Origin of the sequence: Marinobacterium lutimaris (assembly GCF_900108065.1) — a bacterium.
Taxonomy (GTDB): domain Bacteria; phylum Pseudomonadota; class Gammaproteobacteria; order Pseudomonadales; family Balneatricaceae; genus Marinobacterium_D; species Marinobacterium_D lutimaris.
The window spans coordinates 1-14337 of sequence record NZ_FNVQ01000007.1 but is presented as its reverse complement, the minus strand read 5'-3'; the positions used below and the strand labels follow the sequence as shown (position 1 = coordinate 14337).

Below are 14337 nucleotides of genomic sequence, written 5' to 3'. Positions count from 1 at the left end.
AAACGCCCAGTTCCCGCCTAAAGCAAAGCTTGTTACCGCAGATCACGCTCTACAAACCAACACTTTCCAACCGTCCTCCCGTAAAACACGCCATAAACAAGGCCCCATGCGGGCAGCCGATCAAGCTTCGGTTTTTCCTAATCACTACCCCGCCAAATGCTCATTTCTTCTCTCGCCTAGCGATGTGAAGCTTGACTTGAATCAATCTCAACGAGTCAAGAGCTATGCCCACCCATACCCGTATTCGCATGTTCAACACCAAGGACACCTACCCAAACCAGTCGCTGGATAACGATCTCTGCCAGGCGGTACGGGCCGGTAACACCATCTATGTGCGCGGTCAGATCGGCACCGACTTCGAAGGTAACCTGGTGGGTCTGGGTGATCCGCAAGCTCAGACTGAGCAGGCGATGAAAAACGTTAAGCAACTGCTGGAAGAAGCAGGCTCTGAGCTTTCCCATATCGTCAAGACCACCACTTACATCACCGATCCGCGCTATCGCGAGGCGGTTTACCGCGAGACCGGAAAGTGGCTCAAGGGGGTCTTCCCGATCTCTACCGGCCTTGTGGTCGCGGGCCTCGGTCAACCCGAGTGGCTGATGGAGATCGACGTAATCGCTGTTGTACCGGATGACTACACGCCGGCCTGACGCCCTTTTTCTCTTTTACTGGAGCGCCCATGACCTCTGCACAGGCAACTGCATTTACCTCTGACACCACTGTTGACGCTCACTCATCGGCACGTAGAACCACACCCGCGGTTCAACTGGACGGTGTACTGAAACGCTTTGGCGATTCTATCGCGCTGCAAAAGGTGTCTTTAAAGATACAGGAGGGTGAATTCATCACCCTGCTGGGCCCTTCCGGTTGCGGCAAGACCACACTGCTCAACCTGATTGCCGGCTTTGCCGAGGCCGATACCGGTGAGATTTTTATCGACGGTCAACTGGTCACCGATACCCCGCCTTACCAGCGCGAGATAGGCATCGTCTTCCAGAACTATGCGCTGTTCCCCCATATGACCGTGGCGAAGAACGTGGGCTATGGCCTGCGCATGCGCGGCGTGCCCAAAGCGGAGATCGAAGAGCGCGTCGCCCAGGCTCTCGCGCTGGTCAAGCTCGAGAGCTACGGCGGGCGCAAGCCCAGCGAGCTTTCCGGTGGCCAGCAGCAACGCGTGGCGCTGGCTCGTGCTCTGGTGATTCGGCCCAAAGTGCTGCTGCTTGATGAGCCGTTCTCCGCCCTGGATAAAAACCTGCGTATGTCGATGCAGATCGAGCTCAAGGAGATCCAGCGCAAACTGGGCGTAACCACCGTCTTCGTCACCCATGATCAGAGCGAAGCGCTGAGCATGAGCGACCGTGTCGTGGTGATGTCTGCCGGGCATATTCGCCAGATTGGCGACCCTGATTCCATCTATCGAAAGCCGGAAGATCCGTTCGTCGCCAGCTTTGTTGGCGACGTCAATATCCTCCCCGGTCGTTATTCGAGCCGCAGCGACCAAGCCACGCTGGAGCTGAGCAGCAGCCAGTTCCGACTGCCAAGCGAACGGGTTAAGGCCGATGTCGGCGACCGCCTGGATATCTACGTACGCCCGGAAAACATTCAGTTGGATACGCTGGGCCCTCAATCACTGCTCAGCGCCACCGTCGTGACCCATGTATTCCAGGGGGATCACGTGGATATTTATCTGGACGTGCCGGCGCTTGGCGATACGCGGCTGTTTGTGCGCCAGTCCGGACTCAACGCCCTTAGTCGCTGGCCGGTTGGATCAGTGGCGGGGCTCAGTTTTGACGATGAGGGCGTCTGCGCCTTTGCCGCGGCGCAGCCAAACTGACCCGGTTGAGCCACGCGTCACACGGACGGCCTGCCGTGCTGGCAGGCGGATCCACACCCATATGGAGTAAACAAAACCATGAGCCGACTCCCCGAAATGATGAACGCCATCATCGCAACCGAGCCGGGCGGCCCTGAGGTACTTACGCAGGTCGAACGTGCCCTGCCCTTGCTGCAAAGCGATGAGGTACTGATTGAGGTTGCAGCTGCCGGCGTTAACCGTCCAGACCTGATGCAGCGCAGCGGTATGCCAGCGCCAGCGGGCGTCACCGACATACTCGGCCTTGAGGCATCAGGCACAGTCGTCGCCGTAGGGGCTGAAGTCAGCACTTTGGCTATTGGCGATAAAGTGATGGCACTGCTCAGCGGCGGCGGTTACGCCGAATACTGCACCGCCAAGGCGGAACACTGCCTGCCAGTGCCAGAGACACTCTCGCTGCAACTGGCCGCCGGCGTTCCTGAGGCGGCCTTCACCGTCTGGCACAACCTGTTTGAGCTGGGCCGTCTGAACAAGGGCGATACCCTATTGATTCACGGGGCCGCCAGTGGCGTTGGCAGCTTTGCCATTCAGTGCGCCCAGGCCGCCGGAGCGCGAGTCATTGCGACTGCAGGTGGCAGCGAAAAGATCGCCGCGTTAAATAAGCTGGGCGTCTGGCGTGCGGTCGACCGCTACAGCGAGGATTTTGTTGAGGTTGTAGCGGAATGCACCGAGGGCCGTGGCGTCGATGTGGTGCTGGATAACGTGGGCGGGGCCTACGTCGCGCGTAACCTCTGCTGCATGGCCGCTGGCGCCCGCCACGTCAGTCTCTCCTTTTTGCTCGGTGCCAAGGTCGAAGTCGATCTGCTGTTGGTGATGCAGAAAGGCCTCAGCCTCACCTCTTCGACGCTGCGTCCTAAAAGCCACCCAGAAAAAGCGCGACTGGCCGGGGCCATTCGTGAACACCTGCTGCCCTGGATCGCATCAGGCGCCGTGCGCCCACTGGTGCATAAGCAACTGCCGTTGGCACAGGCCAGCGAAGCCCACCGTATCCTTGAGGCCAACGAAAACGTGGGCAAAGTCCTGCTAAGCATTAAGACCGCCTGAGTGGCGCTAATAAGGAACCACCATGTTTAAGCTGTTTTACGCATCGACTTCGCCCTACGTGCGCAAAGTCATGGTGACGGCCCACCAACTGGGCCTGGTTGAGCAGATCGAGAAACTCGACTCGGCGGCCCATCCGGTCGAGCGAGACCAACGGATCGCCGAGTTCAATCCGCTGGCGAAAGTGCCCGCCATGCAGACAGCCGACGGCATTGCACTCTACGACAGCCGAGTGATCTGTGAGTATCTGAACACCTACGCAGGCGGCACCCTTTTCCCCGAATCAGCACCGCAACGCTGGGCCAGCCTCACCCGTCAGGCGCTGGGTGATGGAATGCTGGATGCGGCGCTGCTGGCCCGCTATGAGAGCGTCGCCCGCCCCGCCGATAAACAGTGGCATACCTGGCGCGAGTCGCAGCTGATCAAGATCCGTGCGGCACTGGCCGAGATCGAAGCTCAGGTGGCTCGGTTCAGCACGGAGCCAGAGGATATCGGCCTGATCACGATCGGCTGTGCACTGGGGTACCTGGACTTTCGTTTTCCGGAACTGGACTGGCGCAGCGATTGCCCGGCAGCCGCGCTCTGGTTTGCCAAGTTCGATCAGCAGCCATCCATGGCGGCAACCCGTCCGTTCGTCTGATTTTCCACCTTTCACTCTTTTGGAGCAGCCATGAGTCGCACCGTCTACTTTCTTAACGGTCCCAATGCCAATCTTTACGGGCTGGACAAAAACGGCACCTACGGCAGCGAGAGCTTCGCCAGCATTGAAGAAGGCTGCCAACAGCATGCCGCGAAGCTGGGGCTGAATCTTGAGTTTCGCCAGAGCAACCACGAAGGCGTGCTGGTGGACTGGATTCAGGAAGCCCGCCTAAACGGCGATGCCATCATCATCAACGCCGCCGGCCTGACCTACAGCTCAATACCGATACTCGATGCCCTGCTCGCCTTTGACGGCCCCATTATCGAGGCCCACATGAGCAATGTCTGGAAGCGCGAGAGCTTCCGCCACCACTCCTATGTCTCCAAGGCGGCAACCGGGGTGATCGCGGGCCTCGGCGCGCGCGGCTATCGTCTCGCCCTTAGCGCTGTTGCTGAGCTGCTGGAGGAGCCGGCATGACCTCAACGCTGGTGTTTTATAGCAAGGTAGATAGCTTCGATGACTGGAAAGCGCTGCTCGCGCCGCTGCTCCCTGAGGTGAGGATCTGCACGCCAGAGCAGGTGGAAGACCCGGAGAGCGTGCACTACGTGCTGGCGTGGAAACCACCGCATGGCTTTTTCGCCAGCTACCGCAATCTGAAACTGCTGGTCAATCTCGGTGCCGGTGTCGATTCGCTGGTGAACCGTGATGATCTGCCTGCGGTGCCGATCACCCGCATCTCCGACCCCGACATGGGCCGAATGATGGCCAGCTACGTGCTCTTTGCCGTACTGCGCTATGCACGCGATATTCCCGCCTTTGAAAAGGCGCAGCGAGAGCACCGCTGGCACTATCTGCATCCCCGCCTCCCCTCAAGTACCCGCGTCGGTGTCCTGGGACTTGGCGAACTCGGCGCTTATGCCGCCAATGAACTGGCGCGTCAGGGCTTTGATGTACGCGGCTGGTCACGCTCGCCCAAGCAGCTGGAAAACCTAACCTGCGTTAACGGGATGGATAATCTCGATGGGTTTATCGCCAGCAGCGATATCCTCGTGGTGATGCTGCCGCTGACACCACAAACCCAAGGACTTTTAAACGCCGAACGCCTGGCGCTGCTGCCTGAGGGGAGCTGTTTCATTAATGTCTCCCGCGGTGCAATCGTCGATCAGCAGGCGCTGACCGCGGCACTGGCCTCAGGGCGAATTGGCGCTGCCACACTGGATGTGTTTGACCGTGAACCCCTGCCGCCAGAAGATCCGCTCTGGGCGATGGAGAATGTGCTGATCACGCCTCACCTGGCCTCAGTGGCGATCCCCGCCAGTGCTGCACAGCAGATTGCGGATAACATTCGGCGCCTGGAACAGGGTGAAAGCATATTGCATCAGGTTGATCCGGGGCGCGGCTATTAAGCCACGCCCTTGATGCTGCGCACGGTATGCGGGTCGAAAAAGCTCGGCGCCGTCATTCCCGGAATGTACTGGTCAGAGACAAACATGCGGCAACGCTCGGCAAACGCACTGACGACACGAGACAGATGGGTGTTTTTTGCCGTGATATAACCGATACGCATCGCCCGGTGCTCTCCCGCCAGACGTACACGTATCAAGCGCTTGCCATCCTGGGAAAGATTGGCCTTGGGACGCACATTGGCGATGCTGTACCCGGCGCCGTTAGCCACCATCGAGCGCACAACATCCAGATTGCCGGACTGCATGGCGATATTGGGCGTCACCCCCGCCTGCATGAAAAGCCCGAGAAAGTACTCCCGGCTCCAGGGCATATCCAGCAGCACCATCGGATAGGTTTCCAGGTCATTCATCGTCACCGCCTTCATGGTCGCCAGCGGATGGTGTTCACCCACCATCACATGCGGTGGCAGCTGCGCCAGCGGCTGAAAGTCCATATCGTCACTGCTCACCAGATCGTACGTGAGGGCGATATCGATATCGGCGCTGCGCAGCTTTGACAGCAGCTCTTCGTGATCCCCTTCAGTCTGGGTGATCCGCACCCCCGGAAACGCCCGGCCAAAGCCATACACCAGCTCAGGCGTCAGCATCGGCGCCAGCGAATTGAGACAGCCCACACGCAAAGGGCCACGCACGGTATTCAACGATTCCGAAGCGATGGTGTACAGGTTATTGACCTGGTCGAGAATAATTTTGGCTTCTTTCAACACCTGCTGGCCGATCGCCGTCAGCGTTATCCCCTGGGCGTGGTGACGTATGAACAGCTGTACACCGAGCTCCTGTTCAATATGGGTGATGGCTGCGGAAATGGAGGGGGACGAGACATGAATACGTTCAGAAGCCCCGAGGATACTTCCAGCCTCTCCAGAGGCGACAAAATATTCTAATTGGCGTTGGGTAATACGGCTGAGCATAAAGCACTCCAGAAACAAACCGGGCAAAAGACGTAAATCAGCAAGCAGCTGTCGCATCTCAGCAAGCAAAGAACGCACCAAGCAAAGGAGTTTCCATTGTTGCTTTGCGCATGCAGTTATTAATGAGTACCAGAAACCCGGCAGATCAGCAGTACGGGCTTGGATCAGAAATCCTGACGCAGTAGCACGGTAAAGCCTGTTTTACCCCACGCGGCTCACCATTCCATTATTGATCCACATCAAGCCACAACGATCTTTGCCCCGTAACAGGGCAGTCGTGGTAGCAAAGAGTCTCGCCTTTATACCGCGGGAGCTCCTTGGAAAGGTCATCGACTGTTTGCACAAAAACAGATTGCAACATCCAAATAACCTAACCGCTGTACCACTCAGTAGGAGTACCAATATGCTACGTAACACCCTTGCTTTGACACTGTTAAGTGCCAGCCTGCTTTCCGCAGCGAATGCCAGCGCGGCAGACAAACTGATCGTCAGCACCTGGGGCGGCAGCTTCAAGGACCTGATCGATAAAGCGATCGGCCAGGAGTTCACCAAGCAGACCGGCGTAGAAGTCGAGTACGTTACCGGCGGCACCATCGATCGCCTGAATAAGGCCAAGCTGGCCGGTACAGCGGAAACTGACCTGACCTTCACCACTTCCCACGTAGGCTGGTTGTACACCAATGATGGACTGTTCGAAGATCTGGATATGAGTAAGATCCCGAACGCCAGCAACCTGGTGCACCAGGCACAACTCAGCCCGAACCATATCGGCGTCTGGGGTTACGTCTACACCATCGGCTACCGCCCGGAGCTGGTACCTGAAGGTGAAACCTTCGAAAGCTGGGAAGATCTCTGGAAGCCTGAGATGAAAGGCTCCCTGGCTCTGCCGGACTGGGATCCGAGCCACATCATCGCCGTTTCCGCCAAACTGGCAGGCTCTGACGCCGAACACTGGGAAGCGGGGCAGGACAAGCTCAAGTCACTGATTCCGAACATCAAGGCGTTCTACACCAACGATGCCAACAGCCAGCAGCTGATCGCCACCGGTGAGACTCCCGTTCAGGTTCTGCTGTCCATGAACGCCTACCACATGATGGAGGAAGGCGTAGACATCAAGCTGGCGATGCCGAAAGAAGGTGCGGTTCTGGGTATCGATGCGATGGGTATCAATAAGGGTACCGAGCATGCTGACCTTGCCTACAAATTCATGGACATCGCCCTGTCTCCGGAAGTCCAGGCGAAAATCGCCGAGATCAACCGTGGTAGCCCGGTTGTCACTAACGCAACGGTTGACCCGGAAATCGCCAAACTGCCAGGCATGCTGACAACAGCTGAGCAGTGGGATGCCACCCTGGACACCGATCCGAAACTGCGCGCAGAAAAAACCTCCGAATGGCGTAAGTGGTTCTCTGAAAACATCATGGCGAACTAAGTGCCAGTTGGGTGCGAGGCAACGCCTCGCACCGCTTTCAAAGACACGATTTTCCAGTGGCCTGCTTAAACGGCCTTTTTAACGGAAGCCCCTATGACTCGAAAACCCGCCTTTGTCCCGTGGTTTGTGCTGCCTTCAGCGCTGACCGCACTGGGCCTGACGATCGCGATGCTGACAGTGCTGCAGTACAGCGTGCGCGCCTACATCCCCGGATCCCTGGACGTCGGTGGCTTCACGCTCAGTAACTTTGAGGATCTGTTCAAAAGCGTCTATTTCAACGCCTTCCTCAACACGGTTTCTCTGAGTTTCAAGACCGCTCTATTCGGCCTGTTGATGAGCTATCCGCTCGCCTATGCGCTGGTGAAAACCCGCAGCGGCTGGTTGAAATCCACCATTCTGATCATCGCCATCACGCCGCTGTTTCTCGGCGAGGTGGTACGCACCTATTCCTGGATTATCGTGCTCGGTAACAGCGGCTTTCTGAACAGTGCCCTGATCGGTATCGGATTGATCGATCAACCAGTGCAACTGATGTTCACCGAGACCGGCGTAGTGCTGGCACTCGTCCACGTCACCATGCCGATCATGGTGCTGATGCTCGCCACCGGCCTTTCCCATATTGACCCGGCTTACGCCCGTGCCGCGACCAGTCTTGGCGCCGGACCTATCCGCTCATTTCTTACCGTAACACTGCCACTGTCCATCCCTGGCATCATCGCCAGTGTCACCACGGCTTTCGCCTGGACGTTCAGTGCTTTTGCGACACCGCAGCTGATCGGCGGAGGCAAGGTCAGCACCATCGCCACGATGGTGTATCAGCTCGGGTTCTCGTCAATGAATTTCCCGTTCGCTGCGGCACTGAGTATCGCCGGCCTGATCCTGACGTTCCTGCTGCTATCCGCGTTCAAACGGATGACTCAACCCCTGCAAAGAGTAGGAGCCCATTGATATGACCAATACCCGTGATAAATGGCTTGGCTATGCTGGCCGCACGCTGGTCGCACTGATTCTGCTGTTTGTGCTGCTACCCACTATCGTGGTGATCATCTCGTCGTTCAGCAGCACCTCGGTACTTTTCTTTCCGCCGAAGGGCTGGTCGCTGCGCTGGTTTGAGCGCGCAGTGACCTATGACGACTTCAAGGATGGCTTCTACGCGGGCCTGATCGTTACAGCCTGGGCCTCAACCCTCGCCGTCGTTATCGGCACCACCCTGGCCATCGCCATCAACCGCTACGAATTCCGCTTCAAGCAGCTGCTCGAGGGCATTCTGCTGTCGCCACTGTTTATTCCCCACTTCACCATCGGTCTGGGCCTTTTGATGCTGGTCGCCCAGCTCAATATTGGCCGTGGCTATCCGCTGGTGATCTTCTGTCACATCGTCCTGGTGCTACCCTTTGTTCTGCGCAGCCTCTATGTATCGCTGCAGAACCTGGAACAACGTATCGAACAGGCAGCCGCAAGCCTTGGCGCCTCGCCGCTGCGAGTGGTCTGGACCATTACCGTGCCGTTGATGATCCCGGGTCTGTTTGGCGGCTGGTTGTTTGCGGCCATTCTGTCGTTCAACGAGTTCACCGCGTCACTGTTTGTCACCACACAGAACACTCAGACACTGCCCGTCGCGATGTACAACTACGTGCGTGAGTTTGCCGACCCCACCCTGGCCGCCCTGTCGGTGATCTATATCGCGGTAACCGCAACGCTGCTGATCCTCGCAAACAAGTTCCTCGGACTGGGACGGGTACTGAACGTAGACGCCTCCCGTTAACAGCGGCTCAAAGCAGCAATTTATGTAACAGCAGGTGCTGCCTGAATTGGTTAATACGAGCCAGGCAGCGCCGCAAAGGAAACAGGTCATGACATTTTCTATCGTCGGCCGCTGCGCCGAAACAGGACAGATCGGTATCGCCATCAGCTCATCCAGTATCGCCGTGGGCGCACGCTGCCCCTGGCTGCGGGCTGGTGTCGGTGCCGTATCAACGCAGAACATCACCCTGCCTGCTCTAGGTCAGGAGACACTCAACGCTATGGAGCGGGGCCTGGAGGTGGAAGCGGCGCTTGAAAAGGCACTTGGCAACGATAGCTTCAGCGCCTACCGCCAGGTAACCGCACTCGACAATCAGGGGAATGCGGCCCACTTCAGCGGCAGCGAAACCCTCGGATGCCACAACGCCGTGACAGGAATCCAGTGTGTCGGCGCCGGCAATATGCTCGCCGATCAGGCAGTTATCGCTACGCTGGTCGACACCTTTGAAAACACGAAAGGATCTCTAGGCGATCGCCTGATCGCCGCCATGCAGGCGGCGGTGGCGGCTGGCGGTGAGGCAGGCCCGGTTCACTCCGCTGCGCTGAAGATTGTGGACAGCGTGAGCTGGCAAGTAGTCGATCTGCGCGTTGACTGGGCAGATGAAGATCCAATCGCAGTGCTGGCCAAACTCTGGGAAGACTATAAGCCGCAGATGCAGGACTACATCACCCGGGCACTGGATCCCACCTCAGCGCCAAGCTATGGCGTTCCGGGTGATGAGTAGAGGGACAAATCGATGAACAGCAAAGAACTCCTCTCGGCCCTGATCGCGTTCGACACCACCAGCCGCGAATCGAATCTGCAGCTGATTGAGTTCGTCTGCGACTACCTGGCCAAGCTCGATGTGTCGTGCCAGTTAATCTTCAACGATGAGCGCAGCAAGGCCAATCTGCTCGCCACGATAGGCCCGGATGACCGACCCGGTATCGTGCTCTCCGGACATACCGATGTGGTTCCAGTGGATGGCCAGAACTGGACCGTTGCCCCCTTCTCGTTGAGTGAAAAAGAGGGGCGGCTCTATGGTCGCGGCACCGCCGACATGAAGGCTTACATCGCCTGTGTGCTCGCCGCCGTTCCCGCCCTGCTCAAGGCACCGCTGAACAAGCCTGTGCATATCGCCCTCTCCTATGATGAAGAAGTGGGCTGTCTGGGCGTACGTTCCATGCTGTCCGAACTTGAAAAGCGTCCCCATAAGCCACTGGTCTGCATTATCGGCGAACCCACCGAGCTCAAACCGGTACTGGGTCACAAGGGCAAACTGGCCATGCGCTGCGATGTACACGGCGCCGCCTGCCACTCCGCCTATGCCCCTCAAGGGGTTAACGCGATCGAGCACGCCGCTGAGCTGATCGGAGAGCTTGGCCGCCTGGGCATGGAGCTGCGCGCCCCTGAACTGTGCGATGCCCGTTTCGACCCGCCGTTCACAACGGTTCAGACCGGGGTTATCAACGGTGGCAAGGCACTGAATATCGTGCCTGCGGACTGCCGCTTCGACTTCGAAATTCGCGCCCTCCCCGCCCAGGATCCCTGGCAGGTTGCCAAGCAGCTGGAGCAATATGCCGAGCTGCAGGTGCTGCCGAAGATGCACACCGTCGATGCGGAAAGCAGCATCAGCTTTGCGGAACTTTCGGCCTATCCCGGACTGGTCACCGATGCCAACAGCGAGGCTGCGAGGCTGGTAGCAAAAATCTGCGGATCAGAGGAGTTCTCCACCGTCGCCTTCGGTACCGAGGGTGGCCTGTTCGACGCGATCGGCATTCCTACAGTGATCTGCGGACCAGGCAGCATGGATCAGGGCCATAAACCCGACGAGTTCGTCAGCGTTGAACAACTGGATGCCTGTGACGCCATGCTTGCTCGGCTAATACAGACACTGAGTTCACATTAACCCAACCAGCCAGCGTTACCGATAGCCAAGCGTCTATTTGGCTATACCTAGTGCCTGTGCGTCGCTCAACCAGCGAACGGCTTAAATATTTTTTACTTAACAAATAGATACGAGATTTACGCAATACACACCGAAGCCTGACACAGGAAGGAAAAGTGGCTTTCTGTCCAAACAGGACGCGAAAGTGACGGTTTGTTTTTTCCTAAGCTCTGGCTTCGAAAAGCGTGATGTTCAACCGCTCAGGGTTTGCTCAGACTTTTAAGGTCGATGCGAGATCCAGTCAGGGTTCCTGAGCGTCGTCGACAGGCTGTCGATCGGTAAAACGTCGGCGTAATTAATCAGGGCCTACCACTTTTAGGAACTTCAAATGTCAGCGGAAAAAATTAACACCTTAGTTATTGGTGCAGGTCAGGCAGGCATCGCGATGAGCGAGCACCTCACCGAGATGGACGTCCCTCATATCGTCCTGGAGCGGAACCGGATTGCAGAGCGCTGGCGTTCAGAGCGCTGGGACTCTCTGGTAGCCAATGGTCCGGCCTGGCACGATCGTTTTCCTGGTTTGAAATTTGAAGGTGTGGATCCGGAAGCTTTTCCGCCGAAGGAGCGTGTCGCAGACTACTTCGAAGAGTACGCTACCATGCTCAAGGCGCCGATCCGCACCGGCGTAAACGTTACCCAGGTTGTGCGCAACGAAGGGCGTCCCGGCTTTACCGTGACCACGTCCGAGGGTGTGATCGAAGCCGATAACGTGGTGGCTGCCACCGGCCCTTTCCAGCGCCCCTGCTATCCGAACATCGTTCCTGAAGAGAGCGGGATCCATCAGCTCCACTCGTCGACCTACAAGAACCCGGAACAACTTCCGCAAGGCGCTGTACTGGTCGTCGGCGCAGGCGCGTCCGGTACCCAGATCGCCGAAGAGCTGCGTCAGGCCGGCAGAAAAGTCTACCTGTCGGTGGGTGAACACTACCGCCCGCCCCGCTCTTACCGTGGCCGCGACTACGTCTGGTGGCTGGGTGCGCTGGGCCTTTGGGATGAGGTCCGCATCAAGCCTAAAAAGCAGCACGTCGCCTTTGCCGTCAGCGGTTACGAAGGCGGGCGCACCGTGGACTTCCGCCGTCTTGCACAAATGGGTATCAACCTGGTGGGGATCACTCAGGCCTACAAAGACGGCATCCTTGAGTTTCAAGAGGGGCTGACCAAAAACATCGCCGCAGGGGATCAGGCCTATTTTGATGTCCTGCGTGACGCCGATGCTTACATCGAACAGAACGGCCTGCCTTTCCCGCAAGAGCCAGAGGCCTGGGAGCTGTTGGACGACCCTGAATGTATCAAGGAACCGATTCTTAGCCTGGATATGAAGGCAGCCGGCATCACGACGGTACTCTGGGCCACCGGTTTTGAATTTGATTTCAGCTGGCTGCAGGTCAACAACGCTTTTGACGAGAATGGCCTGCCGTTCCATAAGCGCGGTATCAGTGCAGAGGGCGGTATCTACTTCCTGGGTCTTCCGAACCTGGTTAACCGCGCTTCGTCGTTCATTTACGGTGTCTGGCACGATGCCAAATATATCGCCGACCATATCGTGCTTCAGAACGGCTACATGAACTACGAAAAGCCTTGAGACTTTTTCCCACTGATAGCTAACCACCTGAGCTGCTGCGTCCACCGGATTCAGCAGCTTTTATTTTTCTATCCTTTACCGTCTGGAGCGTCGCTGATCTATGTCCGAAATCACCTGCATTGAAGACCTGCACCGCCTGGCACGCAAACGTGTACCTCGCATTTTCTACGATTACGTCGATGGCGGCTCCTGGACAGAATCCACCTACAGAGCCAATGAAGCTGATTTTCAGCAGATCAAATTCCGTCAACGCGTCGCCTGCGATATCACTCACCGCAGCACCGCCACAACCATGCTGGGCCAGCCAGTGGCCATGCCCGTGGCGATAGCGCCCACGGGGCTGACCGGTATGCAGCATGCCGATGGAGAAATACTGGCGGCACGAGCCGCAAAAGCGTTCGGTATCCCTTTCACCCTCTCCACCATGAGCATCTGCTCTATTGAGGCGGTGGCCTCAGCCACCGGATACCACCCCTTCTGGTTTCAGGTTTATGTCACCAGAGACAGAGGTTTTACCGCGGATCTGATCGAGCGTGCCCGTCAGGCTCAATGTTCTGCTCTGGTGGTCACCATGGATCTGCAGGTGTTCGGCCAACGGCACAAGGATAAGAAGAACGGTCTTTCCGTGCCGCCCAAGCCGACTCTGACAAACATCCTCAATATCGCCTCCAAGCCGCACTGGTGCCTGAAGATGCTGGGTACCAAGCATCGTCAATTTGGCAATATTCTCGGTCACGCCAAAGGTGTGGATAACATCGCCTCTTTGGTTGAGTGGACCGAAGAGCAGTTTGACCCCACCCTGTCCTGGTCAGACGTGGAATGGATCAAACAGCGCTGGGGCGGCAAATTGATCGTCAAGGGGATAATGGATGCGGAAGACGCTCGTCTCGCGGTCCAAGCAGGCGCTGACGCAATTGTTGTTTCTAACCATGGCGGTCGCCAACTTGACGGCGCGCCCTCCTCGATCTCGGCCCTGCCGGCCATTGTCGCTGCTGTCGGAAACGATGTAGAGGTACACCTTGATGGCGGTATCCGCTCCGGCCAGGACGTACTCAAAGCCACCGCACTGGGTGCTCAAGGTACCTATATCGGCCGCGCAATGCTTTACGGGCTCGGCGCGATGGGTGAAAAAGGTGTTACCCAAGCTCTGGAAATCATCCGAAACGAACTCGATCTTTCCATGGCATTCTGCGGCAGAACTGACATCAACGCAGTTGATCGGGGGATACTGCTGAGCCGTCGGCTTGAGTAATCAAGGCTCAGCGACACTTGGGTCTCGAAGCGGCGCACCTGTTGCTCTGTGGCAAAAAACACAGGTTGAGATAGAAGCACTACTTCCAGCGATAGTTAGTATCTTGAATCCATAAAAGCTCGATCTGCCTCTTGTTAAAGATTACCCAGCAAAAGCGCAGAAAAGTCAGTGTAATCGAATATACCTCGTTGGTTATTCATCCTGATCACATATTGGGATAGTTCGGCCCACCACTACCCTCGGGTACCACCCAGGTGATGTTCTGGGCAGGATCCTTGATATCGCAGGTTTTGCAGTGCACGCAGTTCTGCGCATTGATCTGGAAGCGCGGGCCTGATGCCTCTTCGACGATCTCGTAAACCCCGGCCGGGCAGTAGCGCTGCGCCGGTTCTGCGAAGATCGGCAGGTT

General features: G+C 57.5%; 15 protein-coding genes. 13 read left to right on the top strand and 2 right to left on the bottom strand.

Annotation, left to right across the window (positions count from 1 at the left end; all coding sequences use genetic code 11):
* The first annotated feature begins 224 nt into the window (after window positions 1–224).
* The 6 genes from C4S72_RS22650 (at window position 225) to C4S72_RS22625 (ending at window position 4960) form a co-directional block, all read left to right on the top strand.
* Window positions 225–650, top strand: a complete 426-nt coding sequence (locus C4S72_RS22650) for a RidA family protein (RefSeq protein WP_104005485.1) — start codon at window positions 225–227, stop codon at window positions 648–650.
* 29 nt (window positions 651–679) lie between these two features.
* Entirely contained in the window at window positions 680–1834 is a 1155-nt protein-coding gene (locus C4S72_RS22645; protein WP_104005484.1) for an ABC transporter ATP-binding protein, read from the top strand.
* 78 nt (window positions 1835–1912) lie between these two features.
* Window positions 1913–2917: an NAD(P)H-quinone oxidoreductase gene (locus C4S72_RS22640; protein ID WP_104005483.1), complete on the top strand. Its 1005-nt coding sequence runs from the start codon at window positions 1913–1915 to the stop codon at window positions 2915–2917.
* 22 nt (window positions 2918–2939) lie between these two features.
* Window positions 2940–3554, top strand: coding sequence for a glutathione S-transferase (locus tag C4S72_RS22635; protein WP_104005482.1), 615 nt, complete (start codon window positions 2940–2942; stop codon window positions 3552–3554).
* 30 nt (window positions 3555–3584) lie between these two features.
* Complete coding sequence (locus tag C4S72_RS22630) at window positions 3585–4031, top strand: type II 3-dehydroquinate dehydratase (protein WP_104005481.1); 447 nt, start codon at window positions 3585–3587, stop codon at window positions 4029–4031.
* Complete coding sequence (locus C4S72_RS22625) at window positions 4028–4960, top strand: 2-hydroxyacid dehydrogenase (RefSeq protein ID WP_200826880.1); 933 nt, start codon at window positions 4028–4030, stop codon at window positions 4958–4960. The genes C4S72_RS22630 and C4S72_RS22625 overlap by 4 nt, the downstream gene beginning before the upstream one ends.
* Here the strand turns inward: C4S72_RS22625 and C4S72_RS22620 are convergent.
* A complete protein-coding gene (locus tag C4S72_RS22620; RefSeq protein WP_104005480.1) occupies window positions 4957–5931 on the bottom strand; it encodes a LysR family transcriptional regulator in 975 nt (324 codons plus the stop codon). The genes C4S72_RS22625 and C4S72_RS22620 overlap by 4 nt on opposite strands.
* Before the next feature lie 403 nt (window positions 5932–6334).
* On the opposite strand from C4S72_RS22620, the gene C4S72_RS22615 reads away from it, so the two are divergent.
* From C4S72_RS22615 to C4S72_RS22585, 7 genes are all read left to right on the top strand, one after another.
* Window positions 6335–7363 carry a polyamine ABC transporter substrate-binding protein gene (locus C4S72_RS22615; protein WP_104005479.1) on the top strand — a complete coding sequence of 343 codons (1029 nt, stop codon included), beginning with the start codon at window positions 6335–6337 and terminating at the stop codon, window positions 7361–7363.
* A gap of 93 nt (window positions 7364–7456) precedes the next feature.
* On the top strand, window positions 7457–8311 hold the full coding sequence (locus tag C4S72_RS22610; protein ID WP_104005478.1) for an ABC transporter permease: 855 nt from the start codon (window positions 7457–7459) through the stop codon (window positions 8309–8311).
* 1 nt (window position 8312) lies between these two features.
* Window positions 8313–9128 carry an ABC transporter permease gene (locus C4S72_RS22605; RefSeq protein ID WP_104005477.1) on the top strand — a complete coding sequence of 272 codons (816 nt, stop codon included), beginning with the start codon at window positions 8313–8315 and terminating at the stop codon, window positions 9126–9128.
* An 88-nt stretch (window positions 9129–9216) separates the two neighbouring features.
* Window positions 9217–9891, top strand: coding sequence for a DUF1028 domain-containing protein (locus C4S72_RS22600; RefSeq protein WP_104005476.1), 675 nt, complete (start codon window positions 9217–9219; stop codon window positions 9889–9891).
* Window positions 9892–9903: 12 nt separating this feature from the next.
* Entirely contained in the window at window positions 9904–11055 is a 1152-nt protein-coding gene (argE, locus tag C4S72_RS22595; protein WP_104005475.1) for an acetylornithine deacetylase, read from the top strand.
* 367 nt (window positions 11056–11422) lie between these two features.
* Window positions 11423–12676, top strand: coding sequence for a flavin-containing monooxygenase (locus C4S72_RS22590; protein ID WP_104005474.1), 1254 nt, complete (start codon window positions 11423–11425; stop codon window positions 12674–12676).
* Window positions 12677–12776: 100 nt separating this feature from the next.
* Window positions 12777–13928 carry an alpha-hydroxy acid oxidase gene (locus C4S72_RS22585; protein WP_104005473.1) on the top strand — a complete coding sequence of 384 codons (1152 nt, stop codon included), beginning with the start codon at window positions 12777–12779 and terminating at the stop codon, window positions 13926–13928.
* A gap of 205 nt (window positions 13929–14133) precedes the next feature.
* Here C4S72_RS22585 and C4S72_RS22580 read toward each other — a convergent pair.
* Window positions 14134–14337, bottom strand: a 204-nt coding sequence (locus C4S72_RS22580; protein ID WP_200826879.1) for a 4Fe-4S dicluster domain-containing protein, incomplete at its 5' end; no start/stop codon positions are given.